The 25775-nt window shown below is 63.1% G+C and carries 23 protein-coding genes, 1 tRNA gene and 1 pseudogene; 14 read left to right on the top strand and 11 right to left on the bottom strand.

What is annotated here, in order from left to right:
- The first annotated feature begins 32 nt into the window (after positions 1–32).
- Both NGM68_RS16025 and NGM68_RS16020 read left to right on the top strand, forming a co-directional pair.
- Entirely contained in the window at positions 33–458 is a 426-nt protein-coding gene (locus NGM68_RS16025) for a VOC family protein (RefSeq protein ID WP_252699230.1), read from the top strand.
- A 71-nt stretch (positions 459–529) separates the two neighbouring features.
- The gene (locus tag NGM68_RS16020) at positions 530–1012 is read left to right on the top strand and encodes a cupin domain-containing protein (protein ID WP_252699229.1); all 483 of its coding nucleotides are present in this window, start codon (positions 530–532) and stop codon (positions 1010–1012) included.
- Between the two features lie 53 nt (positions 1013–1065).
- Here NGM68_RS16020 and NGM68_RS16015 read toward each other — a convergent pair whose 3' ends face one another.
- A complete protein-coding gene (locus NGM68_RS16015; protein ID WP_252699228.1) occupies positions 1066–2154 on the bottom strand; it encodes a deoxyhypusine synthase in 1089 nt (362 codons plus the stop codon).
- A 97-nt stretch (positions 2155–2251) separates the two neighbouring features.
- Here NGM68_RS16015 and NGM68_RS16010 point away from each other — a divergent pair, with 97 nt between their 5' ends.
- Together NGM68_RS16010 and NGM68_RS16005 are read left to right on the top strand one after the other, a co-directional pair.
- Positions 2252–2602, top strand: coding sequence for a DUF192 domain-containing protein (locus NGM68_RS16010; RefSeq protein ID WP_252699227.1), 351 nt, complete (start codon positions 2252–2254; stop codon positions 2600–2602).
- 191 nt (positions 2603–2793) lie between these two features.
- The gene (locus NGM68_RS16005) at positions 2794–4305 is read left to right on the top strand and encodes a 2-isopropylmalate synthase (protein WP_252701441.1); all 1512 of its coding nucleotides are present in this window, start codon (positions 2794–2796) and stop codon (positions 4303–4305) included.
- Positions 4306–4354: 49 nt separating this feature from the next.
- Here NGM68_RS16005 and NGM68_RS16000 read toward each other — a convergent pair whose 3' ends face one another.
- Both NGM68_RS16000 and NGM68_RS15995 read right to left on the bottom strand, forming a co-directional pair.
- Entirely contained in the window at positions 4355–4552 is a 198-nt protein-coding gene (locus tag NGM68_RS16000) for a hypothetical protein (protein ID WP_252699226.1), read from the bottom strand.
- Between the two features lie 171 nt (positions 4553–4723).
- Positions 4724–5974 (bottom strand): annotated as a pseudogene (locus NGM68_RS15995) (RNA-guided endonuclease InsQ/TnpB family protein).
- A 175-nt stretch (positions 5975–6149) separates the two neighbouring features.
- Between NGM68_RS15995 and NGM68_RS15990 the strand changes: the two are divergent.
- Positions 6150–6341 carry a hypothetical protein gene (locus NGM68_RS15990; protein ID WP_252699225.1) on the top strand — a complete coding sequence of 64 codons (192 nt, stop codon included), beginning with the start codon at positions 6150–6152 and terminating at the stop codon, positions 6339–6341.
- A 413-nt stretch (positions 6342–6754) separates the two neighbouring features.
- On the opposite strand, the gene NGM68_RS15985 is transcribed toward NGM68_RS15990, so the two are convergent.
- Positions 6755–6839, bottom strand: a tRNA-Ser gene (locus NGM68_RS15985).
- A 158-nt stretch (positions 6840–6997) separates the two neighbouring features.
- Here NGM68_RS15985 and NGM68_RS15980 point away from each other — a divergent pair.
- On the top strand, positions 6998–7948 hold the full coding sequence (locus NGM68_RS15980; protein ID WP_252699224.1) for an AAA family ATPase: 951 nt from the start codon (positions 6998–7000) through the stop codon (positions 7946–7948).
- A 63-nt stretch (positions 7949–8011) separates the two neighbouring features.
- Here the strand turns inward: NGM68_RS15980 and NGM68_RS15975 are convergent, their stop codons facing one another.
- The 5 genes from NGM68_RS15975 to ppc all read right to left on the bottom strand — a co-directional run bounded on the left by NGM68_RS15975 (position 8012) and on the right by ppc (position 14376).
- Positions 8012–8536 carry a DUF7519 family protein gene (locus tag NGM68_RS15975; protein ID WP_252699223.1) on the bottom strand — a complete coding sequence of 175 codons (525 nt, stop codon included), beginning with the start codon at positions 8534–8536 and terminating at the stop codon, positions 8012–8014.
- A complete protein-coding gene (locus NGM68_RS15970) occupies positions 8533–10014 on the bottom strand; it encodes a DUF58 domain-containing protein (protein ID WP_252699222.1) in 1482 nt (493 codons plus the stop codon). The genes NGM68_RS15975 and NGM68_RS15970 overlap by 4 nt, the downstream gene beginning before the upstream one ends.
- Complete coding sequence (locus tag NGM68_RS15965; protein ID WP_252699221.1) at positions 10011–10598, bottom strand: DUF7269 family protein; 588 nt, start codon at positions 10596–10598, stop codon at positions 10011–10013. The genes NGM68_RS15970 and NGM68_RS15965 overlap by 4 nt, the downstream gene beginning before the upstream one ends.
- A complete protein-coding gene (locus NGM68_RS15960) occupies positions 10595–11623 on the bottom strand; it encodes a DUF4129 domain-containing protein (RefSeq protein WP_252699220.1) in 1029 nt (342 codons plus the stop codon). The genes NGM68_RS15965 and NGM68_RS15960 overlap by 4 nt, the downstream gene beginning before the upstream one ends.
- A 62-nt stretch (positions 11624–11685) precedes the next feature.
- Entirely contained in the window at positions 11686–14376 is a 2691-nt protein-coding gene (ppc, locus tag NGM68_RS15955; protein WP_252699219.1) for a phosphoenolpyruvate carboxylase, read from the bottom strand.
- 1096 nt (positions 14377–15472) lie between these two features.
- Here ppc and NGM68_RS15950 point away from each other — a divergent pair.
- The 5 genes from NGM68_RS15950 (at position 15473) to NGM68_RS15930 (ending at position 19584) form a co-directional block, all read left to right on the top strand.
- Entirely contained in the window at positions 15473–15895 is a 423-nt protein-coding gene (locus tag NGM68_RS15950) for a universal stress protein (protein WP_252699218.1), read from the top strand.
- Between the two features lie 243 nt (positions 15896–16138).
- On the top strand, positions 16139–16615 hold the full coding sequence (locus tag NGM68_RS15945; protein WP_252699217.1) for a winged helix-turn-helix transcriptional regulator: 477 nt from the start codon (positions 16139–16141) through the stop codon (positions 16613–16615).
- A gap of 161 nt (positions 16616–16776) precedes the next feature.
- Positions 16777–18198: a chromate efflux transporter gene (gene chrA, locus NGM68_RS15940; protein ID WP_252699216.1), complete on the top strand. Its 1422-nt coding sequence runs from the start codon at positions 16777–16779 to the stop codon at positions 18196–18198.
- A 49-nt stretch (positions 18199–18247) separates the two neighbouring features.
- Entirely contained in the window at positions 18248–18955 is a 708-nt protein-coding gene (locus tag NGM68_RS15935) for a ribulose-1,5-bisphosphate 5-phosphatase (protein ID WP_252699215.1), read from the top strand.
- Positions 18952–19584, top strand: a complete 633-nt coding sequence (locus tag NGM68_RS15930; RefSeq protein WP_252699214.1) for a ribulose-1-phosphate aldolase — start codon at positions 18952–18954, stop codon at positions 19582–19584. Before NGM68_RS15935 ends, NGM68_RS15930 begins: the two co-directional genes overlap by 4 nt.
- A gap of 38 nt (positions 19585–19622) precedes the next feature.
- On the opposite strand, the gene pyrE is transcribed toward NGM68_RS15930, so the two are convergent.
- Entirely contained in the window at positions 19623–20162 is a 540-nt protein-coding gene (pyrE, locus tag NGM68_RS15925) for an orotate phosphoribosyltransferase (protein ID WP_252699213.1), read from the bottom strand.
- Between the two features lie 219 nt (positions 20163–20381).
- Between pyrE and NGM68_RS15920 the strand changes: the two genes are divergently transcribed.
- Together NGM68_RS15920 and NGM68_RS15915 are read left to right on the top strand one after the other, a co-directional pair.
- Positions 20382–20615 carry a DUF2249 domain-containing protein gene (locus tag NGM68_RS15920; protein ID WP_252699212.1) on the top strand — a complete coding sequence of 78 codons (234 nt, stop codon included), beginning with the start codon at positions 20382–20384 and terminating at the stop codon, positions 20613–20615.
- 290 nt (positions 20616–20905) lie between these two features.
- Positions 20906–21271 carry a winged helix-turn-helix domain-containing protein gene (locus NGM68_RS15915; protein WP_252699211.1) on the top strand — a complete coding sequence of 122 codons (366 nt, stop codon included), beginning with the start codon at positions 20906–20908 and terminating at the stop codon, positions 21269–21271.
- 250 nt (positions 21272–21521) lie between these two features.
- Here the strand turns inward: NGM68_RS15915 and NGM68_RS15910 are convergent, their stop codons facing one another.
- A complete protein-coding gene (locus NGM68_RS15910) occupies positions 21522–24161 on the bottom strand; it encodes a heavy metal translocating P-type ATPase (protein WP_252699210.1) in 2640 nt (879 codons plus the stop codon).
- Positions 24162–24509: 348 nt separating this feature from the next.
- Between NGM68_RS15910 and NGM68_RS15905 the strand changes: the two genes are divergently transcribed.
- A complete protein-coding gene (locus NGM68_RS15905; RefSeq protein WP_252699209.1) occupies positions 24510–25766 on the top strand; it encodes an aminotransferase class I/II-fold pyridoxal phosphate-dependent enzyme in 1257 nt (418 codons plus the stop codon).
- Positions 25767–25775 lie beyond the last annotated feature (9 nt).

The raw sequence follows: 25775 nt of genomic DNA, 5'->3' as shown, positions 1-25775 counted from the left end.
CGTTTTTGTCACAACTGGCCGATAGCACGACAATGCCCGACCTCGACACCCACCACGTCGGACTCACCGTCGCCGACCTCGAGTCGATCCTGCCGTTTTACCGCGACGTGCTCGGCCTCGCGGTCGTCGATCGTTTTTCGGTCGATGGCGAGGCGTTCAGCGACGCCGTCGACGTCCCCGGTGCAACCGGTACGTTCGCCCACCTCGAGACCGACGACGGCGACGTCCGCATCGAGCTGGTCGAGTACGACCCCGCTGCAGACGGCGGATCGGCGGATGCGTTGAACCAGTCGGGCGCCGTCCACCTGGGGTTCGCCGTCTCGGATCTCGATACCTTTTACGCCGGGCTTCCGGATGACGTGGAAACCTTGAGCGAACCGCGAACGACGGCCAGCGGTACCTCAATCCTGTTTCTGCGCGATCCGGAGGGGAATTTGATCGAGGTACTCGAGGCCTGAACTTCAGTTGAGAGCGAGTCGACGCCGACGACCCACCGCAGATTTTTGTGCCCGCTCTCACACGTTCACCCATGGAACCGGTAAACGAAGCCGACCTCGAGGAGGTGACCCACGACGGCGTCGAGGGAACGTTCACCCAGAAACGGCTGAGTGCGGCGACAGGCGGCGGCCGCCTCGGCTGTAGCCTGTACGAACTCCCGTCAGGCTGTCAGCCCTGGTCGTACCATTACCACGCCGCGAACGAGGAGGCCCTCTACGTCCTCTCGGGAACCGGCACGCTTCGGCTCGGTGGCGAGACGTACACTCTCGAGGCCGGCGACTACGTACCCTGTCCCGCAGACGCGACGGGAGCCCACTGCGTGGTCAACGACGGCGACAAGCCCCTGCGCTATCTGGCGATGTCGACGATGACCGAGCCCGACCTCACGGTGCACCCCGACATCGGCAAACTGGGCGTCTACGCCGGCGCGGCTCCTGGTTCGGATGGTGACCGAACACTGTCGGGATTTACCGACCTCGAGGAATTCGAGTACAAGCCGACGAATCGAGAGTAGCGAGCGGTCGGAGAAGACAGCGTAGTTGTACGCGAGTCAGTCCGTGATCACGCTCACTCGACGCGATCCCGCGCCGCCGCCACGACCAGCGGCAACGTAATTGTCGCGTCCGCGTAAACGGAAACGTTCCGGGCGTCGGGCTCGAGTTTCCCCCACGAGCGGGCTTCGTCGAGGGTCGCCCCCGAGAGGCCGCCGGTTTGGGGCGGATCCATCGTCAACTGGACGGCGTAGTCGTAGGCCCGGGGCGTGACGAGCATCGTCTGAAGGGTGAAGTTCTTGGGAACCCCGCCACCGACGACGAACGCGCCGGCCTCCTCGGCCTCGAAGGCCAGATCCGTGAGCGCGGTCATGTCACCCAGCGCATCGAGCGAGAAGGCGGTCGTCTGGGAGTACATCCACGCCTGCAGGCCAAGTACGGAGTCCTGGACGGCAGGGCAGTAGATCGGTACGTCCGCCTCGTAGGCCGCCGCGGCGAGGCCGGGATCCTCCGCGATATCGTCGCGGTCGTTCACTTCGGCGTTCGCGCGGCCGAGCTCCCGGGTCAATCGTTCGATCGAGACCGAACCCTCGGATTCGCACTCGTCCTCGAGCACCGGGAAGACTTCCTCGCGGAGGTGGCCCTCGAACTCCGCGAAGTGCTCCTGGGGGAGGTAGACGTTGTAGATCCGGTCGACGCCCTCCTCCCGGAGGGATTCGTCGTGCTCGCGTTCGGTTTTCCCCGGCGAGTGCGTACAGCCGTGGTGGTGTTTGCCGCCGATCGCCTCGATCGAGTCGTGAGTCAGGTTCGCGCCGGTCGTCACGAGGGCGTCGACGTAGCCGTCCCGAATCAGATCCGAAACCACCTTTCGCATGCCCGTCGGCACCATCGCCCCGGCCAGGCCGAAGAAGACGGTCACGTCCTCGTCGAACATCGCACTCGTGACGTCGATGGCCTCGTGGAGGTTCGCTGCACCGACGCCCGCCCGCCCGTACTGGGTTGCGAGTTCGTCGACGGACATTCCCGAGCGAACCTCGGCGTGGCCGACTGGGTCGTGCGAAAAGGTCTCTCGAGGTGGTTCGTGTGCTTGCTCGTCGTGTTCGTCGTGCCCGCCATGTTCGTCGTGTTCGTCGTGCCCGCCGCCCTGATGCTCGTCGTGGGTCATGTGCGCACGTCAGTCTGCCACCCGTTTGAACGCCGCGATTCGGCTGCCGCCGGAACCGGCCGCGGCCTATTTATCAGTCCCGTACGGAACACTCGTCGTGCGAGTCGTATCTGACCCCGACGGCGAGGCCCGAACCCTGGCGACGAACGTCGACGTGGCGGACTCGCTGTACGCCCAGACGCGAGGGCTGATGTTCCGGCGCTCGCTCCCCGACGCGTACGCGCTCGCCTTTCCGTTCGACACGGCGAAGACCCGGGATATTCACATGCTGTTCGTGTTCGTCCCCCTCGACGTAATCTGGGTCGAGGACGAGACGGTACGACGCGTCGAACGCCTCTCGCCCTGGACTGGCTACGCACGCGACCGGGCCGACCTCATTCTCGAGTTGCCAGCGGGAGCAGCTACAGACGTCGAACCGGGAACACGGCTCGTGTTAGAGGACGTGTGACTGCGACCCCGGCGGGTTCGCCCCGACGCTGGCAGGAAGTGCCGTGACCGGCGTCTTTAATCACTGCTAGCTCGAGGGACGAGATACAATGACACGAAAGACGTGCACAACGTCGACGTCAGAGGATAGAGGAAGTCGGGGCGACCCGGCTGGCCGGGAAATTCTCGGGTACTGAAACCTCCCCAGCTGAGCTGTTTTCACTCGAGTCCGATACAACCGTTTCCTTGCTCGATACCACGCTTCGCGACGGCGAGCAGGCCCCCGGCGTCTCGCTTACAGCCGCCGAAAAAGTCGACATCGCTCGTGCACTCGACCACGCCGGTGTCTCCGTGATCGAAGCCGGCAGCGCTTGTACGGGCGTTGGCGAACGTGACGCCATCGCCCGAGTAACCGACCTCGACCTCGAGGCCCACGTCACGAGTTTCTGTCGCGGCATCCGCGCCGACGTCGACCTGGCACTCGAGTGCGACGTCGACGGGATTCACCTCGTCGTCCCCTCGAGCGATCGCCACGTCGAGGGGAAGGTGGGAACCACCCGCGAGGACGTCCTCGAGCGTACCGCCGACCTCGTCGACTACGCGGTCGACCACGGTCTCTGGGTGGAGGTCATCGGCGAAGATGGCTCTCGTGCCAACCTCGATTTCCTCGAGGCGCTCATGGAAATCGCGCTCGCGGCCGGGGCGGATCGAACGTGCTTCGCCGACACGGTCGGTCACACCGGGCCCGAACGAACCCGAGAGGTCGTTGCCCGTCTGGCCGACCTGGGGCCCGTTAGCGCACACACCCACGACGACCTCGGACTGGGGGTGGCGAACGCGCTCGCAGCCATCGGTGCGGGTGCCGATCTGGTACACTGCACCGTCAACGGACTCGGCGAACGCGCCGGCAACGTCGCCCTCGAGGAGGTTGCCATCGCCCTCAAGCACGTCTACGGGGTGGACACGGTCGACCTCACGGAGCTACACGACCTCGCCCAACTCGTCTCGCGGTCGACGGGCGTCGATCTGCCGCCGAACAAAGCCGTGGTGGGTCAGAACGCCTTCACGCACGAGAGCGGCATCCACACTGACGGGACGCTCAAAGACGACAAGATGTACGAGCCGTACCCGCCCGAAACGGTCGGTCGCGAACGCCGACTCGCGCTCGGCAAACACGCCGGACGGGCCGGTGTCAGGGCGGCGCTCGAGGAACACGACGTGTCGGTTTCCGACGACCATCTCGCCGAGGTCGCTGCGCGCGTCACCCAACTCGGCGACCGCGGCCGACGCGTCACCGACGCCGATTTGCTCGCGATCGCCGAGGACGTGACCGGGGCAGACCGCGAGCGAACCGTCGAGGTACTCGATCTGAACGCCGTCAGCGGCGGCGAGGTGCCGACCGCGAGCGTCCGGCTCCTGGTTGCTGGCACGGAGTGCACCGCCGCCGGTACCGGCTCCGGGCCGGTCGACGCCGCCGTCTCCGCCGTTCGACAGGCGATCGGCACCGCCGCGGACGCCGAACTCGAGGCCTACCACGTCGACGCCGTCACCGGCGGCACCGACGCCGTAGTCAGCGTCGAGGTCTCGATGTCGCGGGACGACCGGAGCGTGACCGTTGCCCGGAGCGACGCCGACATCACGCGTGCGAGCGTCGACGCGATGGTCGACGCGCTCGACCGGTTGCTCGAGGCCGACGAGCAGGTGCTGGCACCGGCTGACGATTGAGGATGGGGCGCTCGAGGAGTCACTTACAAACTCGTCGCGTAGAAACCACTCAGTCGCCGTGGGTACGGTCGATGATCCCCCACGGGTCGACCAGATAGTTAACCGCGAGCAACAGGGCGAGAACCACGACGCCGATTCTCGCGAATCCACCGATCGTCGTCGGCACCGTCGGTTCGATCGTGATCGCCATCACGGCAGCGACGGCGATCCACAGGCCGCCGATGACGTTCCGTTGTCGCCGTTCCATACGGTGACTTTCGGGTCGACCCACATGAAAACGGCGAGTTGGACTCGGGGAAGGCTCACCTTCCTCGAGGATGCAAACACTATCACGAACAGTAAACTACCCTACCCTACTCCCTCAGCGCATACGCGCCTCGGTTCTTGAGGGTAGGGCTTTGATGTGGACTCCCGGCACTCAGTCACCGGCAATAGGCTGGTAACTCTCGCCGTTCAACATCCCACCATTCACACGCACGTCTACTGGTGCGTCTCCGCTCCCCGACTTGGGCGAGGAACGGAGTCTGTGTTTCCGCTTCCGGGCGTATCGTACCCCGATATTTTTCGCCGCGTTGTAGTCCGCGTTGACCTCATAGCCGCACTTCTGGCAACGGAAGTGTTCGCCGTCACGGTTCGCTTCGTGCGTGAACCCACAGTCTGTCCGAGAACAGCGTTGTGACGTGTGGTTCGGCCCAACTTGCTTTGCCGTGACACCGCGTTCGGGGGCCTTGTACTCGACGTACTCGAACAGGCGACGGAACGCCCATAGGTGGTGCCACTTCGCCTGTGGAAGCCGCTCGCGGATGTCCGTCAAGTCCTCGAACGCGATTACGTTGCACTCGTGTTCGACGGCTTCCGTGACGATTTCGTTGGCGACGGCGTGGATGTACTGTTTGCGCCACGCTTCTTCGCGTTTGCCGAGGCGCAGAAGCGCATTGTGCGCAGCTTGGGTGCCGCGGTGTTGAATCTCACCCCGTCGCTTCTCGAACTCACGGCACCAGTGATCGTACTAATCTCCCTGCCAGAACGTGCCGGTCGAAGCGACTGCGAGGCTGTTCACTCCGAGGTCGATACCGAGGACTGTTTGGTGCTCGGTATCGTCCGAAACCTCGGACTCGTCATCGTCCGAATCGTGCTTCCGGGTCGTGATGTGGAAGTAGAACTCGTCAGTCGCCTTATCGTATTGCAGTGTACTCGCCCGAAACTCGTACTCCTCGACGAGAACAAACCGCTCGTAGGGGGTGGGACTGTCTGCCGGAAGTTCAAAGTCGCACTCGACGCGGCCGTTGACGGTCGAGAGGGACACATGATTCCGATAGAACGTTGCGCTCCGCTTGTCGTAGAGCATACTCCATGAGGTGAACTCCGGTCGGCTTACTCGCTTGCCCTGTTTCCACCGTTCGACCCATCCTTTGACGGCTTGGACGCCGCGTCTAATGGCTTCTTGGACGAGGTTCGCGGTGAGGTCGGTTTCCTCGCGGAGTTTCTCGTAGAGCGCGTCCCGTGTAGTTGTGTTGGCCGTGATGCACTCTGTGTAAGAGACGACAGACCAACAGAACTCGGCAGCACGGTTGGCGCAGTGAAGGAACTGCTGGGCGGATTCGTGGAGATCCTCACGTCGATCGTCGGGGACGATGAGTTTGACAGCTGCGGTACGCCGGATCTCCATATTTCAGATATATAGTCGACGATTCTTATACGTTTGGGAGTCGGGTAGCTACCGTCGTGTGGTTATGTCCTCTTTCGTCGGTTTCCTCTCCGACCTACTCACTCGCTTCACTCGCTCCATGAGGTCGGAGGCTCCACCTCAAACTATGCTGATACGCGACGACCTACGGCCGGGTATGACTGACTGGTTACGGACAGGCGGACTGGTACTGCTCGCACTCATCGCCCTGCTGGTGATCGTCGAAGTGGTGTCGATCCTGCTCTCGATCGTCTCCTGGATCGTCAGCCTCCTCGTTTCGCTGGTGCTGGTCGCGGTACTGATCGGCGTCGTCTACTGGCTGTTCACTGAGTTCGTCCAGACCGGGTAAGGCGGCTCGAGGGCTCGAGCCGACTGTGCCTCGAGCCAACCGCGAATCGAGGGCGAAGTGGAAGTGGAAGTGGACTTCGGGTACCCAGAACTGGTTGGTGCCAGACACCCCCCGGGTAGACGGAATCAACCACCTCGAGAGGGGAATTCAGGCCCCTCGAGTGATGTGACGAAGACCAGATGGGCTCGAGACGTGTTTTCCGTGGGTGCCGAGAGGGAGATTTCCGCTCACGGGTACCGAGCACACGCGACGCGGTGCTCGGCGTGGTTGTTCGCGGAAAAAAGCCGAGAGGGAGATTTGAACGACGGCCAGACGTGCTCGCTTCGCTGCGCGCGACTGGTCTACTTCAAATTCCCCGTTCGGGTTTCCACGACCCAGCCGTTCGCGTTGCTCACGGTGTTGGGTCGTGAAAACGCCGAGAGGGAGATTTGAACTCCCGTGTCCGTGGGGACAGCAGATTTCGAATCTGCCGCCTTGGCCGGGCTAGGCTATCTCGGCTCACTCGTACATACCCGGGTGTTGATTTTAGCCGTTTCGATTTCCTCCCCCTCTGAGAGGCCGCCACGTCCTTCCCGTTGACCACCCGTTCGCTATCGACACTACACGAACGTGACACGAACACAAGAGATATGGGTGACGCACTCGAGTCACCGGCCATGGACGTTACTCAAGCGAGCGAGGAGTGTGCAGCCGTCCTCGACGAAATCAGCAGCGCTGTCATCTGCGAACGGGACTTTCTCGAAACTGTCTTACTCGGTGTCGTCGGCCGCGGGCACGTTCTCCTCGAGGACGTTCCAGGGACGGGCAAGACCCTCACCGCGCGCAGCGTTGCGGACGTTTTGGGCCTCTCGTTCTCTCGGATCCAGTTTACCCCCGACCTGCTGCCGACCGACGTCACGGGCACCCACGTCTTCAACGAACAGGATCGCGAGTTCGAGTTCAACGAGGGCCCCATCTTCGCCAACATCGTCCTCGCCGACGAGATCAACCGCGCGCCGCCGAAAACCCAGGCCGCGCTGCTCGAGGCGATGGAGGAAGGCCAGGTGACGACCGACGGCGAAACTAGACAGCTCCCACAGCCGTTTTTCGTCATCGCAACCCAGAACCCCGTCGAACAGGAAGGCACCTTCCCCCTGCCGGAAGCACAGGTCGACCGCTTCCTCGTGAAGACGTCGATGGGCTACCCCGACGAAGCCGGCGAGGTCGAACTCTTGCAGCGCCGGGCGAGTCGCGACGAGATGAGCCCTAGCGTCGAGACGGTGTTCGAACCCGAACACGTGACCGCCCTCAGGCAAGTGCCCGAGACGGTGACCGTCGACGACGACCTCATCGACTACGTCGTCGCGCTGGCACGTGCGACCCGTTCCGACGGCCGCGTCGAGGTCGGGGTCTCACCCCGCGGCACCCAGCGACTGTTCGAAGCGGCCCGGGCCTACGCGACGATCACGGGCCGGAGCTACGTCACACCTGACGACATCAAACGCGTCGCGCAGCCGGTGATGGCCCACCGACTCGTACTGACGCCCGATGCGACGGTCAACGAGGTACAGAAGTCACAGATCGTCGACGCCGTCCTCGAGTCCGTTCCGGTGCCAACGGTGGACTGAGCCGATCGCCGTCCGCGACATCGGTGACAGGTCGAATTGGCACGAACCCACCCGCCTTCTGCGTCATACCCAGTGATCCAGTATCCAGAGCAACAGCACCCCTCCGAGAGCCACGAACACGAGGGCCGCGAACGGAAGCCCCTCGACCGTCACCTGATAGAACAGGAGTACGATTCCGGCAGTGAGGGCGCCGACCACCAGCGTCCCACCTGCGTGAATCAGCTCGAGGCGAGTCGTCTCCGTCCAGCGACCGAGTTGTTCCCCGACCCCGATCGCGTTGTGAGCGACGTCCCATGCGGTGTACAGACAGACGACGGCACTGACCGTCAGAGGATCCGACAGCGAACCGGCGGTTCCGATGGCGATTGCCGGCACGAACCCCGCCGTTCCCGTATCGACGGCGCGCGTTGAACCGACCGTCACGCCGTAACCAATCGAGAGGAGACCGGCGAATGCGAATGGTGTTGCGATCATCGAGCCCATCGTGGCCAGTAGCGTCACTAGTGCACCGAAGAGGAGTGCCACAGCCGCACCCGTGATCGAGGGACGGGCGTCGAATTCGAGCGAATTCGATGGCGAGACGCTCATCGGGAATCACCCCCTCGAGCGGCGGTCGTGATCGCCCCCGCCAGCGACCGGTCGGTGTCCCAGTCGATAACCGGAACACCGTACTGACGGAGGTGGGTTATTCGAACCGTTCGTTCGGCCTGGCCGACGATCTGCCCGGGCGTGTCCGCCGCCGTCACGTCCGGACTCAGTACCGAAACCGGGTTACCGTATACCTCGAGCCGACGAGCGAGGGTGACGATCGTGTCGTCGGTGAGCGGCGAAACGAGCAGTACCTGCGCATCGCTAGGCAGTCGCTTCCGAAGCTGTTTCGTCCCGTACTGCACTCTGAACGCGGTTTCCGGTGGTCTGGGTGACAGCGCTGGATGTGACGCGAGCAGTGACTCGGCTCGCGAGCGGTGATCGTTCCCGATCCCCGGTTTGAGCCAGAGTTCCGCTCGAGGCGTCGCCGCCCCAATTCCGACGCGCTCACCGTCGTCGAGCAGGGTCGCAAAGAGTCGACCGGTGGCGTCGATCCCGTGATCGACGGCGTGTAACCCCGACTTCTCGGCGCGCACGTACGCCGGTGCGCGAAGGTCGAGGACGATCACGACCGTCACGGATCGTTCCTCGCGGAAGTCGAGCGTCGTCAGCGCCCCCGTTCGGGCGTACCGATTCCAGTCGATTCGCCGCATCGGATCGCCAGGCCGGTACTGTCTGGTCGCGTAAAACTCGATTCCGGAGCCTCCGGAGTCCGACTCGAGGCGTCCCGTTTCCCGACGCAGGTGCGATCGTAACGGGGCTCCCGGAAGCGGGACAAAGGAGGGCGTCCCGGTCAACGTCGATTCGTCGTCGCTCGAGAGGGACGCCACCACCTCCGTCGTTCCAGTGAGATCACGGAGGATCGCTTCGGCCCGCCCGAACTCGTGCGTTCCCCGTCTGGTCGTGACGGTGTACTCGAGCGTGATGTGCTCACCGGGCCTGAGTGGGCCACCCCCTCTCGGCGAGCCGTCGACGACGGTCAGTTCGGCAGGCACGCCGTCGACGATGCGGACGTCCGGAAGCATCCGTTCGCCCGTATTGGTTATCGTCGTGGTGACGACGACGTCCGTTCCGACGGACGCTCGGTTCGTCGAGAGTGATCGAGTGACCTCGAGGGTCGGCTGTGGTCGGCTCGAAACGGTGCCGTAAACGACGTATCCGAGGCCGACGGCGGCACCCAGAAGGAGTCCAGGCAGCGGGGCGATTGCGATCGTCGGGATCGCCGAGGCGATCGCGATCCCGCTCAACAGCAGCCCGATTGCAGTCACTCCCTTCCAGTGGCCGGTCGGGTGGACGTCGATTCCTCCGTTCGATGACCGATCCGCTGACGGTGGTTCCGACGCAGGTACGTTTGGCGTCGACGGTCGCTCTTCAGACGTCGATGGCTCCTCGCCGACCGAGTCGTCTACCGGTTCGCCACCACGCCCGGATACAGACCGATCCGTCCTCGAGGCGGACGACTGGGGGTCAGCCGTCACGGTGTCTCGGCCTCCACGTCGTCGATCGTTGCGAGCGCCTCGATGACGTGACTGGCCTCGAGGCGGAGGTCGGGTTCGATCAGCACGAACCTGCGGTGTTCGACTGCCATCGCCAGCCGGTAGCGCCACCCTCTCTCACCGGTGAAGAACGCGCTGGCGACGGGATCGTCCGTCCACGTCCCTCGTTCCAGAGCACGCCGACCGTCGGTTTTCGACCACCCGTACGTTCGACAAAGGGTCGCGATGACGAGCCACTCGAGACGATCGGACACCGCTCGTCGGTGTCGATCCCGATCGCGATGCCCGATCCCGATCGTCAACTCGAGGTCGCCGTCCAGTTCGTCACCGGGGGCTGGAAGCGGCTGGGAACGCTCGACGATCGGTGGCCTGTGGTGTGTCGGCGGCGTCTCGAGTCGTGCCTTCCATCTGAGGGCGCCGGCGAGACACGTCGAGAGTGCAAACAGAGCGAGTGCAAGCCCTTCGTACTGGGTCACGAAGACTACCCCGACCCCAGCGACCGAGGCGAGTCCGAGGCCGATCGCCGCGATGGCAGCGATCAGGGCAGCGACCACGAGTCGGTTCATCGATCTTCCACCTCATCACCGGTCGTCCGCTGCTCGTCCCCCTCGTCGCCAGTCGTCCCCTGCTCATCCCCCTCGTCGCCAGTCGCATCCCGTTCGCTCGTCGACGAGGAATGGGCCTCCTCGAGCCGACGGAGACACTCGATCGCTCGCTGCTCCTGTGTCGGTGTAACGGAGTGGTCTCCGTACCGAACCGTCTCGAATATCGACGTGAGTTCGTCGATGTCGTCGGCATCGAAGCCGGCCGCGACTGCTGCCGTCGCAAACTCCCCGGGTGTGCTCGACTCCGGTCTGTCGACGTCGAGGTGGTCGGTCATTTCCCGCCAGGCGCGATACACCTCGTTCTCGAGGTCGGATGCAGCGTCGATTCGATCCGCCGCCTCCCCGACCAGGCGACTCACTGCCTCCGGATCGACGGCTGGTGTCGACGCTGCTTCCGTGGGCGGCGCGATCTGTTGCAACCGCCGGGATCTGAAATAGTAGCCGAGCACACCCGCCATCGACAGGACGAGTACGACACCGAGCGCCGCGACCGACACCGTCGGTCGATTCGTCGGCTCGAGCGGTGCACCCTCGATGAATTCCGCGTCCGTCTCGTTTGCCGTAGCGTTCTCGCCCGTTCCGCCGTCGTCGATCGTCGCCGGCGAGGGCGGTTCACAGGTCGCCGGAATCATGTATGCACCAGCCAACGGCACGCTGAAGGATATCACGAGGATGAGGCCCAGTACGACGCGGTACGACCGGATCAACCACGCACTAATGGCCACGATTACCAGCCCGAGCAAGCCGAGAACCCACGGCGACGTGAGAATCGGAACACAGAGGTTCGACGTGTCGAACGTGCCGTCCGCATCCGGGTCGTCTTCTTCTTCGGGAACGTCATCGTCGGGACCGTCCATGGGTGGCGAATCGGCTCCTGTCGGCGATTGGTCAGCGTGGACGGCGGTCTCGAGCGTGCCCGCCGCGATAACGAGTGACGTCACACAGAGGACGACGATCACGACCAGTCCAACCGCTGACCGGTTCATGACGGTAGCTTAAACGGTACCGAAATAACAGTACCGGAATTCCGACACCTGTCAGGACACAATCATCCAGTATTTTTCATCCCTGCAGCGATTCCTTTCACCGTCAGGCGCAGCGTACGCTCCTCGACATCGGTCAGGTGGGTTCGACCGAGGAGATGCGTCTGGAGCAAGTTGAGCGGGTCGACGTAGGGATTTCGTCGCTCGAGGTTCTCCCCGAGCCAATCGCGGGTGTGGAGTTCCTCGCGCTCGCCGATAGTCTGCACCAGTTCGACGGCCCGCTCGTACTCGGCGGTGATCCGCGGGAAGTACGTTTCGCGGAGGTCGTCGGTCGCCAGGTCAGCGTACTGCTCGGCGATCTCGAGTTCGGTTCTCGAGAGCGACAGCGCTGCGTTGTCGAGGATCGTCCGGAAGAACGGCCACGTCTCGTACATTTCCTGAAGAATGTCGATCTCGCCGCCTGCGTCGAGATAGGCGTCGAGGCCGGTCGCAACGGCGTACCAGCCGGGGAGGATACACCGGGATTGCGTCCAGGAGAACACCCACGGGATCGCTCGCAGATCCTCGACCGTTCGCTCGCCGCTCCGGGACGCCGGTCGCGACCCGAGGTCGAGATTCTCGATCACCGTGATCGGCGTCGCCTGCTCGAAGTACTGGACGAACCCGTCGCTCTCGAGGAGATCGCGGTACTCCTGGCGGGCCGCGTCGGCCATGACGTCCATCGCCTCGATCCACTCGTCTTCGATGTACTCCTCTGGCTGTTCGATCGCCTGCTTGCGCGCCCTGAGCTGGGCGTTGAGCATCTGCTCGATGTTCCGCTCGGCGATACGAGGATTGCCGTACTTCTCGGCGATGGCCTCCCCCTGTTCGGTGAACTTGACCTGCCCTGTGACGGTGCTGCTGGGCAGCGCGAGCAGGGCCGCTCCCATCGGGCCACCACCTCGAGAGATCGATCCGCCACGGCCGTGGAACAACCGCATCGTGACGTCGAAGTCGTCGCAGATCTGGGCCAGTCGCCGCTGGTTCTTGTACAACGACCAGTTCGCCGCCAGGAAGCCGTTCTCCTTGTTCGAGTCGGAGTACCCCAACATGATCTCCTGGGTGTGGCCGCGAGCCTCGAGCACCTGGGCGTAGGCCTCGTTCTCGAACAGCGTGCCCATGATCCGTCGCGCCCCAGAGAGGGCGTACTCGGTCTCGAGCAGCGGAACGATGTCGATCCCGCAGTGTTCGGGCAGGGAAACGATGCCCGCCTGGTCGGCGAGGAACAGTACCTCGAGGACGTGAGACGGCTCGTTCGTCATCGAAATACAGTAGGTGTCGATCGCTTCCACACCGTACTCGGCCTGCCAGCCAGCGAGGCTGTCGAACAGCGTGACGACGCGAGCCGAGTGATCCGAGAGGTCGTCGGTTCGCTCGAGGTCGACGATTGTTCCCTCCTGGAGGATGGCGTCGGTGAGCAACTCGACGCGCTCGTCCTCGTCGAGGGACGTGTAGTCGATCCCCTCTCGAGCGAGCGTTTCGACGATCGCGTCCGTGTGATTCTGTCGGTGGTCGCGAAGGTCGAGGCTGGCCAGCGAGAGGCCGAAGGTTGCCACCTGTCGACGCAACGGATCCACGTGGGCCTCCACGACCGTCTCCGCGCCGTTGTCACGGAGACTCGCTGCGATGACGTCCAGATCGTCCATCAGTTCGTCGGCCTCGTCGTAGCCGCCCGGACGAACGTCGCCGACCCGCTCGAGGCGCTCGCGCATGAGCTTGAGCTTCTGGCGGTAGGGCTCGCCAGGGTAGCGTTCCTCGGCAGTCCGGGCGACGCCAGACAACCGCTCGCGGTCGGCCTCGAGGGAGGCGTCGAACGAACCGCCGGCCGTGATTCGGCTCCCGTCCTGGCTCAAGACCCCAGACAGTCGCTTGAGCTGGTCGCGGTACCGGTCGATGACGACCGCCCGCTGGCGCTCGAGCGTGTTGGCCGTCACCTCGGGGGTCACGTACGGGTTCCCGTCGCGGTCGCTGCCGGCCCACGAGCGAAATTCGAACAGTTTGGGAACCTCCGGCGCTCGCTCGAGTTCGTTCTCCAGCGCGTCCGCGAGTTCGTCGTACACCTCGCCGACGACGTCGAAGAGGGTGTTCTCGAGGTACCACTGGACGTTCCTGGCTTCGTCTTCGGGCTCGGGTTGCCGTTTTCGCACCTGGGGCGTTTGCCAGAGGCTCGTCACCTCGGCGTCTACGTCCCGCCAGACCTGCTCGCGCTCTTTGTCCGTGAGTCGGCGCTCGTCGAGCGTCTCGAGGTGGGTCGCCACCGATCGGAGTTTCGCCTTAACCGTCTTTCGCCGCGCTTCGGTTGGATGGGCAGTAAACGTCGGTTCGATGAACACGTCCTCGAGAACTCGGTCGATCGTCTCGTCGTCGATCTCGGACAGTTCGGTTGCCGCGGCCTCGAGGCTGTCCTCGAGGGTACCCTCCTGTGAATCCTGTCGAATCGATCGGACTCGCTCGCGCTCTTCGGCAAGGTTGATGAGTTCGAAGTAGGTGGTGAATGCGCGGGCGACGGTTCGTTGCTGGTGTGGCGATAACCCCTCGAGTTCCGCAATAAGCGGCTCTCGTGACTCGATGTCGCCCGAGCGGTAGTCGATGGCTGCGGTTCGACACGATTCGACGGTCTCGAACGCCCGTCGAGAGGTCTGTTCCTCGAGGACGTCCCCGAGTAACGCCCCGAGCTCGCGGACGTCCTGACGGACTTCCCTGTTGTGCAGTTGCATACCACTACACAGTGTGGCCCGTTGCAAAAAGCTCTCCACCGTACGAATCTTTGCCACGTGTATCGTTTTTCGTGATGGTTGCGACGGGTGCAAAATCTTGAGGCAGCAGACTCGAGACGATGGACGAGACACCGGACGTCGTTCGACCAATTCACACGGTACATTGAACGGGAAAGCGGATTCTCTTGGGAATCTCACTGTTTCTTTATCATCCCAAAGGTGCTATGGAACGCAGTGGGAGCCGAAAAAGAGCGGTCGAAATTCGCGGCGACGTGTACCGTCTGTGGAGAGATATACGCTGTCGAGAGAAGTTCCTGTGGGCGAATTATCCCGATCGGTGCTCGGGATGGCTGTCAGTGTGGATCGACCGAGTTCGAGCCGATAACGAACGCAGGTAGCTCGGGTTCCGAAGCGGTTTCGGACTGATCTGTGCCACCGATTCGCAGATGAGACGATGAACTGGACTAAAATGAGTTACCCATTAGACGCGGACACGTCTTGCAGTTGGATGTGTGTCGACGTTCAGCGGCTACTATACCATACACCAAAGAGCAGGGCACACGGCAAGGTGGAACGGTTCAGCAACCCAGCAAAATGAACGACTGTTCTCAAGAGTCGTGCTGAAGAGAAAGCCCCGTCTGTGGCACGGGCTGATGAGTGATCACCGTGGAAGGTCTAACGCTCAGTACAGGGGGAAGCGCTGACATCTACGTATGAGGTGCGAATGTTCGAACGAGACAGCCACTATTACAGGGAAGAAGAGCTATCGTTTGTATCGTTCTTTCCGGACTTGTTCAAGGCGGTACCGAACGCCCCATACGACCCACACCAGAAGAATGCCCGTTCCGACGACGATCTCAACCCGTATGATGGATTCGTTTTGCACGTAACCGAGCCCGACGACAATCACCACCCACAGAAGTGAAACGAACAGAATTTGGTCGAGAGACCTTGGCCCGACAATATCCCTGAGCGCCATTACCGGAGTGTTACTTCCAGGGGCAATAAATTGTCCGGAATTAAAATTGTAAATTTCTGACAATACAACTGCTTCAATATAGGATACTTATTTGAGGTTGTTGAATCGATAGTATACATGGTGTATTTTTCGCATATCCTGATCCCGGTTGTGACGGAAGCGGATGCTCGAGCGACCTGTGCTGCCCTCGAGCCGTATCTCGACGAGATAGAGCGTGTGACTGCTGTCCACATCATCGAAAAAGCTGGAGGGGCGCCTGACAAAGCCCCACTCGAAAAGCGCAGAGAAGATGCGGCTGATTTCCTCGCGATAGTTGATTCGGAGCTGAGTCACGCTGTGGCTGTCGATACGAAGACCGTCTTTTCGACGGACATCGTTTCCGCGCTGTTTTCGGAGGCAACTGACGCTGGAGCCGACGCTATTGCGTTCCGCGCTCGAGGTGGCAGTCGAATTAAACGAATTCTCGCTGGCGATATTGCGACGAAGATAGTCACCGACCCATCTGTCCCCGTCGTTTCCTTACCGAATCCCGATCGATAAGCACGTGCAGCGAGCGGATGGTCACCCATTTCAGAGTGAAACAATCGAAATCGTCGTGCTGCACTATACCCCTGTATTCAGCAGGCCATTTTTGGAAGCGACGAAGCGTTGTAACAGGGTTGACAACCTATAAGGTGTGCCGCCGATTTCGAGCGGACGCCCGGTGATCCCCCAATCCGAGAACCCCCTCGAGCGCTTGCTTCAGAAGGTGAAGTATATTACTATGGAACTCATAGATTGCGTATGAGCAATCCAGAACCGATCACGGACGCCCTCGAGACGCTGCTCGAGGCACCGGCGACGGACGCCCTCGCGGCCGTCGACGCAGTCGAATCGTCACTCGATGCCCAGTCGAACCCGTCCAAGTCGCTCGAGAGCGCCTCGCCAACACCCGACGATGACGCCGCTACCGAGGAAACAGCTACTGACATCCTCGACTTGCTCGGCCGGCGACACGCGCTTGCGATCCTGCGAGCGACGACGACCGGTGGCGGCGCGAGTCGTTTTTCGGAACTCGAGGACGTGGTTTCCGCCTCCCCAAGTACGATTTCGGCTCGTCTCTCGGAGTTCGTCGAAGCGGGCCTGCTCGAGCGAGAGACCTTCGACGAGGTGCCCCCACGCGTCGAGTATCGACCGACGGAGGCGGCGACGTCGCTCGCCCCGCTGTTCGTCTACTTGCGCCTGTGGGAGGATCGATACGGGGCCGGACGTTCGGACTGACGAACACCTGTTTTTGAGCATACGCGAGCACACTCCATAGACGCTCGAGACCCTGGCTCGTACCGAATCGAGGCCACGGATCGATCAGCAACTGAGAGCAGCACCCGTCTCGAGTGCGAATCGACACAACAGTTACAGGCGCTCCCGGAATCTGAGTGGATGTGACGGGAGCGAACGCCGGTGCGGATGCGGGCCAAGACCCAGGCGAAAGCACAACCGCCGACAGCTACCGCGGCACGCCAACCCCATCGAAACTGACTGAGATCGCCCGCTACTTTCTCTTCATCGGCATCGTGGGCTTCGGCGGCCCGCTCGTGCACATCGCGATGATGGAAGACGACCTCGTCGGCGACGACAGCCGGGAGTGGACGTCCCACTCGGAGTTCATGGAGGGACTGGCCATCTGCAACATGCTACCCGGCCCCGCTTCCACCCAGCTAGGGATCTTCATGGGCTGGGCGTACGCCGGGAAACTCGGGGCCGTCGTCGCCGGCTTCTTCTTCATGGTGCCGACGTTCGTCCTCGTCGTGATCTTCTCGTACGTCTACTTCGCCTACCAGGCCCTTCCCGCCGTCGAGGCCGTTTTCTACGGCATCAACCCCGTGGTGATCGGCCTCATCGTCGGCGCCTGTTACTCCATGGCCCACAGCGCCTTCGCCGAAGGGCGGGCTGATTACGAACTCGCGGTCGGCACGAGGACGTGGACGATCGATTACCTGCTCGTCGCCATCCTGGTCGTCGCGACGGCCGTCGTCGCGGCGTTCAACCCGAATCCGGTCGTGGCGTTCGTCCTCGCCGGGTTCGTCGCGGTCGCCGTCTACCGGTCGGGGTGGGTTCGGGAGAACGTTTCACGGGTGTCGATCGGAGTCGTCGTCGCGACCGCGGTCGGCGCACTGGTGGTCTTCCGCGAGCACCTGATTGCGGCGGTGACTCCGTCGATTCGTCGGGCGATCGAAGCGAGTCCCCTCTGGGGGTACCTGCTGACGCTGTGGGCTAACGAGTGGGTCAAACTGTTCGCGTTCATGGTCTACACGGGTTCGTTCATCTACGGCGGCGGCCTCGTGTTGATTCCGTTCATCGAACTCTACGTCGTTCGTGAGTTCGGATGGCTCACCGGCCAGGAGTTCGTCGACGGCATCGCCATCGGCCAGCTCTCGCCAGGCCCGGTCGTGATGACGACGGCGTTCGTCGGCTACGGATTCATCCTCGAGGCCTCCGGGGGCCTCGTCTGGCTGGCCGTGCTGGGGGCATTCGTGGCCGCCGTCGGGGCGTTCGGCCCGTCGTTCGTCTTCATCATGGGCTTTTTCCCGTACTTTGCACAGGTTCGGGAGAACGACGTCGTCCAGACGGCCCTCGTCGGCGTCAACGCGGCCGTCGTCGGGGCAATCCTCGGCGCGACCGTGACGCTGGCGCTCGAGGCCTTCGTCATCGAGGGCGTGGTCGATCCGATTCCGATCGCGCTGGCGATCGGTTCCTGTCTACTCTTCGTCCGGGGCCTTCACGCGGCGTGGATCATACTCGGGGGTGCGCTCGTGGGTGTTCCGCTGTATTTCCTGGATGTCCTCTCGATTCTCCCCCGCTGAGCTCCGAGAGACCGACACGCGTTTTACCCGTCGCTGAGTGTGTCAACCCATGACGGTCGACACGGTGCTGTTCGACTTCGACGACACGTTCTACCCCTACCAGCCCTGCAACGAAGCCGGGAAAGCCGCCGCTCGAGCGACGGCCCGCGAGCGCGGCTACGAGTTCGACGCCGAGGCCTTCGAAGCGTTCTATCAATCAGGTCGCCGAGACGTCAAACGCGACCTCGAGGGCTCCGCGGCGGGACACCACCGACTGCTGTACTTCAAGCGGGCGCTCGAGCGCCTCACCGGGTCGCCTCAGCCAGCGGACGCGCTCGCGCTCAGCGAGGCCTACTGGGAGGGGTATCTCGAGGAGATGACCCTCTTTTCGGGCGTCGAGGAGACGCTGGCGACGCTGCGCGAAGCAGGTATCACGATCGCCATCGTCACGAACCTGACGACGCGGATTCAGCTCCGAAAGATCGAGCACCTCGGTCTGGCCGACGACATCGACCTGTTGCTCACCTCGGAGGAAGTCGGCCAGGACAAGCCGGCGTCGGTCATGTTCACGCTGGCGCTCGCTCGCGTGGGCTGTCAGCCGGCGGACGCCCTGATGGTCGGCGACTCGGTGTCAGCGGACATCGTCGGTGCGAACGCGCTCGACATCGAAACCGTGCTGTTCAACGCCGGTGACGTCGACGAGGCGTCGCTGACCGGCTATCGAGAGCCCGATCATCAGATAGATACGTTCGCTGACCTAACGAGGCTGGTACGATGATCCTCGAGAGCCAGCGCCAGCAGGTCGTCGAGCGGGCGAGCGACCTCGCAACGCTCACGCCCGGACGGACGGGGAACCTGAGCGTTCGCCAGGACGATGCGTTCGCCATCACGCCGACAGGCGTCCCCTACGACGCCTTCGAGACGGTCGACGTCCCCGTGGTGGGGGTCGACGGCGAGCACCGCGACGGACGGATGAAACCCAGCAGCGAGGTGCCGATGCATAGCTCCATCTACCGACGCGAGGACGTCGGGGCGATCGTCCACACACACTCGCCGTGGTCGACGGCGCTGGCCGTCGCAAACCAGCCGTTGCCGCCGATCCACTACATGATCGTCGCCGTCGGCAAGCGGGTGCCGGTCGCCGAGTACGCGACGTACGGCACCGACGAACTCGCCGAAAACATCGTCACGGCGATGCACGAGGCCGAGTCGACCGCCGCGTTCATCGAAAATCACGGTCTCGTCGTCACCGCGGCCGACCTCGAGACGGCCCTCGAGAACACGCGCCACGTCGAGAGCCTCGCTCGGCTCTACCTCGAGACCCGGTCGGCCGGTCTCGAGCCCCAGACGCTAGCCGACGAGCAGCTAGACGCGGTGCTCGAGGCGTTCGAGTCGTACGGGCAGTAACGAGGCGTCAATCGACGCCACCGGAGTGTTCGCTCGAGTTACGCATCAGTTCGATCGCGGTCGGCTAGCAACTCCTCTGCAGTCACCAGCGCCTCCATCTCGACCCCCGCGGCCTCGACGTTCTCGCGACCGCCTTCCTGGCGATCGACGACGACCAGGGCTCGCTCGACAGTCGCGCCGGCGTCACGGAGGGCTTCGACGGCGTCGACCAGACTCGTCCCCGTCGTAACGATGTCCTCGACGACGACGACGTCCTCGCCGTCCTCGAGTCGCCCCTCGATCAGGTTCGCCGTCCCGTAGTCCTTGCGCTGTTTGCGCGCGATGACGTACGGTACGCCCGCTGCAACGCTCGTGGCCGCCGCGAGGGGGACGCCACCGAGGGCGACGCCGCCGAGTTTCGCGTCGGCCTCGAGGCGGTCAGCGAACGCGTCGGCGATCAACTCGAGACAACGCGGATCGGTCTCGAAGAGGTACTTGTCGACGTAGTAGTCGCTGGTGCCGCCGTGGGAGAGTTCGAACTCGCCGAAGCGAACGGCGTCGGCCGCCCGCAACGCGTCGATGAGGTTCTGGTTGGCCATTATCGGTGCTGGCGCGCTCGAGCGAGTTAAACGGTCTGAAACCGTCCAGGGGATCGCGGCTATCAGGGACTACTGACACCGGAGTGTATTGTGGTGATGTGCCTCTCGAACGCGTTCGGGTCTGAATCTGCGACCTCCTCACATTTCGTCGGCGGACTCCCTTCGACCGAACGTATTCGGAGCAACGTCGATGGGTGGGCCGTACAAACAACGATTCGCATGACGACACTCGACGTCCGTTCGATTCCACCGGTCGACCGACATCCAACGATTCACGACGCGTTCGCCGAACTCGAGGCTGGCGAGTCGTTGACGATTATCAACGATCACGAGCCAAAGCCGTTGTTCTACGAGTTCCAGGCCGAAGTACCGACGTTCGACGCCGATGGCTACACCGTCGACCAACCTGAACCGGGACGGTTCGTCGCGGAGTTTCCGAAGCAATCGGAGTAGCGACACGATACTGCTCGAATTCGAGTCACCGAGTTCGTTTCACAACTGTCCCTCGGTATCGAAGAGGTGATAGCCCCCTCCCTGCGTTCGGATACAAACTCTAACGCCTCCTGAGCACGCTCGATAACAGTGACGAACTGATACATCGTTCGCCACCACTATTTTATCCATATATTAATGGTGAAACATTAAACAGAAATCGTCGGCAACAAGGCGTAACAGCTAATGTCTCACCAATAGAACGTTACCTCGGTGGAATTGAATGGTACGTTATGGTAGGTGGTTGATATATGGATAATACCGAAAAAGAGTCGACGGCTCGAACGGGCTGTACGACGCCATCGCTAGATCTCGTTTTCGAACTGCTCGCAGACCGTCGACGACGGAAGGCCCTGTACTACCTCCACAATCTCCCAAATGGGGTGGCGACTGTCGAAGAGATCGCAGAGTACATCCTTACCCACGACTCGATCCTCTCAGAGTCCTCAGAGGGTCGTCATCAGCTGATGACGGCACTCCACCACATACACCTACCGAAACTCGAGGAAGCAGGTGTCATCGAACACGATCCTCGCAGCCAGACCGTTCGCTACTGGACACAACCCTCCCTTGAAGAGTGGCTCGAGCACGCCTATCACAAAGAGTGCGTCCAGTAGTTCGATCAGAGTTCCTGCAGTAGGTGGCTCAAAGTTCCTGCAGCAAGCAGAGGAGCAAACGCAGACAGTGATTAACCGCCGTCGCGTGGGCGATACTTTTCGAGCGACATAGCGCGACACACTGGTAATGCCTCAGAATTCAGGACAGCGTTCCGAGTGCCGGTTGATAATGATTCGTTGAACTGTCGAGACACGCACGCGCTACCGTCACGGCTTGCACGCCCCATGACTTCCAGGAATCGCTATGAGGTTACAGATACGGCCTGAACGCGTTGATAATAACCATCCCGGCAGCCACGACAACCGCTGCCATCGTCACCAGCGGGTTCAACAGGCCGAGTAGTGCGAACGGGATGACGATGACGTTGTAGCTCAGCGCCAGCCGCGTGTTCTGGCGCATCCGGCGTTCGGCCACGGTCGCCACTTCGAACGCCGTTTCGATCGCCTCGAGGTCGTCCTCCGCAATCGCCAGATCGGCGGCGTCCGAAGCCAGATCCGTCCCGCTCCCGAGCGAAATGCCGAGATCGGCTTCCGCCAGGGCCGGGGCATCGTTCGTCCCGTCCCCGATCATCGCGACGCTGGACTCCCGTCGCAGTTGCTCGATCGCGGCGACTTTCCCAGCAGGCGAAACGCCCGCAATCGTCTCGGCTACGTGGGGGTGCTCGTCGAAGGCCGCGGTCGCTTCGGCGTCGTCGCCGGTAACGACCAGTACCTCGAGACCTCGCTCGCCCAGACTCGTGATCGTCTCCTCCCAGTCCGTTCGTGGCTCGTCGCCGACGACTACGACGCCTTCGGCGACGCCATCCGTCCCGACGAGTATCGGAAGTTTGCCTGCCTCGCGGGCCGACCGTGCCCGTGCGTCGAGTTCCTCGCTCGTCGCCCAGCCGCGTTCGCCGAAGAGGGCGGGGTGGCCCACGAGTACGCGCGCGCCATCCACGACGCCTTCGACGCCGGTCGCGTGGTTCGTGAACTCGCTGACCTCCTGACCAACGTCCGTCGGTTGCGTTGGCGACGTCGGGGATCCCCCATCGGGTTCGAGCGACGATTTCTCGCCTTCGCCCTCGCTCTCGCGTTCGTCGTCTCCGAACGCTCGAACGATCGCCTCGCCCGCGGGATGGGCGGCTCGTCGCTCGAGGGCAGCAGCAGCGGAAAGGACGGCGGACGGGGCATCCGCGTCGACGACGGTCATCTCGCCGCGGGTCAGGGTACCCGTCTTGTCGAAGACGACGGTGTCGACGTCGGCGATGCGGCCGAACACGGTGGCGTCGAAGACGGCGATACCCCGCTCGAGCGCGGCCTCGATGGCGGTGGCAATCGAAAGGGGCGTCGCGACGCCGATCAGCCACGGCGAGGCGACGAAACTGACCGCGAGGGCTGCCAGCAGCGCGTCGTCGACGCCGCCCCCGAGGAGGAGGGTGGCGATGGCGACGAGGACGGTGAGCACCCCCATGCCGGCGAGGACGCGACCGGCACGGGCGTCGACCCGACGATGGATGCCGTGGGTCGCACTCTGGAGGTTCCACACCGTCTCTGTCAGCCGATCGATGCTGCTCGCCCCCTGCTCGTCGACCGAGATCACGGCCGCGCCCCCGGTGACGACCGATCCACCAATGAGGTCGTCACCCGCCGATTTCGTGATCGGTACGGACTCGCCGGTCATGATCGATTCGTCCACCGTGCAGGTTCCCTCCTCGAGCACGCCGTCGACCGGGATGCGTTCGCCCTGTTTGACGAGCACCGTCTCGCCGGGCTCGAGCGTGTGGACGGGAACCTCCGTCGTTGTTCCATCCGCCTCGTACCGGTGAGCCGTGTCGACTTGGGAAATCGTGAGCGCGGTGAGCGTGTCGAGGGCGCGTCGTTTGACCTGGGATTCGTACAGCAGTGCCCCCATTACCAGCGCGGCGATGACGATCACGAGGTCGAAGTAGACGTGCGTATGGCCGACCAGGGCGGCGACGGTACTGTAACAGAACGCGCTCACGATGGTTACCGCAGCGAGGAGGTCGACGGTTGGCCGACGCATCTTCAGGCTGATGTACGCCCCCCGGAGCAGCGGCTTTCCGGTGATGTAAAGGACGATGCCAGTCAGCACGAAGTAGACCCGTAAAAAGAGGACGCCACTGTCGGTGAACAGTTCCTCGAACGAGTGCAGCGGGCTGTTGGGGAGGAACGGAGCCAGATACGCCGGGTACAGCATGGTCACGTACGGCAACAGGAGGAACGAGCCGAACACGACGCCGAGGATGTAGCGAACGTCCATCATGTCGTCCGCCCGCCGCTTGCGAATCCCCGACATCTCTCGAGCGCGCCGCGTCTCGCCGGTGGCCGCCGCTGTTCCGGATCCCTCGGCGTCCTCCCGAAGGTATGCCGTGTAGCCGAGCGTACTCAGGGCGTCTTCGAGCGCCTCGTCGGTACACTGGGCGGGATCGTGCGTCACGCGAATCGACTCGGTCACGTGGCTCGCCTCGGCGTCGACGACACCAGGTTGGTCGTGGGCGACCGACTCGAGAAACGCTTCGCAGGTGATCGAACGCATGCCGTCGATCCGGAGGAAGGTTCGACGATACCCATTCGCCTCGTCTTCGGTCGTCGACTCGCCGTCGTCTTCTACCTCGCGGCCGTCGACGTCGTGTGATGGCGTCTCATCGGTATTGGAATCGGAAAAGGGCGAGCCATCGGAAACGGACGCTTGATCGGTCATCGTGCGTGGTGGGGCCGACGCTGGCTCCGTAATCGGGCCGACGGTGTCCCAGACGTTCCGACAACCAGTCGAACAAAAGCTCGCAGTGGTTCCCTCGAGTGTGAGGGTTAGATCGGTGCGGTCACGGCCACACACCGAACACCGTCCCGGGAGCGTCCGCTCGTGATCACGATCACGAGGGTCAGTCACCGGCGCTCACCCGCCGACTCGTGGCACCCGTTCGGTTCTCACCGGCTTTTTGGGATACCGGGGAGGAGTCCATTGGCGAGGGTACGGACGCCACGGCTTAAACGGATTCGAAACTGCGACGGGGTTCTGTTTCCGGAATCTGGGTTGGGGTTCTGCTTCCGGAATCTGGGTCGGGAATCTGCGACGGGGTTTTGCTTCCGAAATCGTGGCGAAACAAGCCCACCGGCCGATCCTCGTGAGAAGGCGAACAAGGCCGTTAAACCGCCTTTTTCAACCACACAAGGGATGTTTCTGGTGGCAATCGCGAACCGTGAGAGTCAAACCTGCCGGCCGACAGGATTGCACCAGATGGAAGACCGTGGGTTCGATCTCGAGGCGCGACTCAGCGACGAGGCCGGTGTACACGGAACGCACTCGCTGGCTCCGACCGATCGGATCGACGCCCGGAGTTATCGCGCCGAGCCACCGAACGGTGGGCTCCCGGTTCTCGAGGCCGACGAACACCTGATCTTCGGCTCACAGAACTACCTCGGGTTGACTGCCGACCAGCGCGTCCAGAACGCAGCCCGCCAGGCTGCCGCGACCGTCGGCACCGGTGCCGGCGGCAGTCGACTCACGACCGGCGATACGATCCTCCACCACGACCTCGAGCGACTGCTCGCCGAAACCCTCGGAACCGAACGGGCACTGACGTTCCCCTCGGGCTATGCGACGAACGTCGGGACGATTCGAGCGCTCGAACCGGACGTGGTGTTCGTCGACGCCTACACCCACGTCAGCAGTCTCGAGGGGTGTCAGTTGGCGGGAACCGAGGTCGTTCCCTACGATCACTGTGACCCCGACGACCTCCGGGCGGCCATCGACCGCTACAGCGGGGCCGAACGGGAGACGGTCACGAGTGACGGTGGCGAGGCAGTCGAGGAGTCATGGCTCGTCGTCACCGATTCGACGTTCATGCTCGACGGTGCGGTTGCGCCACTGAGTGCCATTTGCGACGTCGCCGAAACCGTTGGCGCCTGGGTGATGGTCGACGAAACCCACGCCACGGGGTTGTACGCCCGCGGCGGCGGCATCGTCCAGGCCGAAGGCGTCGCCGACCGCGTCCACGTCCAGATGGGGTCGCTCTCGAGTGCCCTCGCCAGCCAGGGTGGCTACATCGCCGGTGACACCGCCCTGATCGAGTGGGTGCTCAATCGCGCACCACCGTTCGTCGAATCGACGGGGTTGACGCCGATGGCTGCAGCGGCGGCGAGCGAAGCGCTCCACCTGTCGAAACACGGGAACCAGCGCGAACGGCTGTGGGAAAACGTCGGCCACCTCCGTGAAGGGCTCGCGGGGATGGGCTACGATGTCCTGGGCGACTCGCAAATCCTCGCGGTCGAGTGCGGAACCATTCAGCAGGCACACGAACTGACCGACGCACTCGCCGCCCGTGGCGTGATCGTTCAGCCGCCGATGACGCCCCTCCGAACCGATCTCTCTGATGACACCGTCCCCGCAGATACGACCGTCACGGTCTTGCCGTCGGCTGCGCACACCCGCGGGCAGGTACTGGCCAGCCTCGAGGCGTTTCAGGACGCGAGTGACGCCTGCGAACTGTTGTAGTCTGCGTCG

The sequence above is a fragment of the Natronosalvus vescus genome, assembly GCF_023973145.1.
GTDB classification, from domain to species: domain Archaea; phylum Halobacteriota; class Halobacteria; order Halobacteriales; family Natrialbaceae; genus Natronosalvus; species Natronosalvus vescus.
This window is presented reverse-complemented; position numbering and strand designations above follow the sequence as displayed.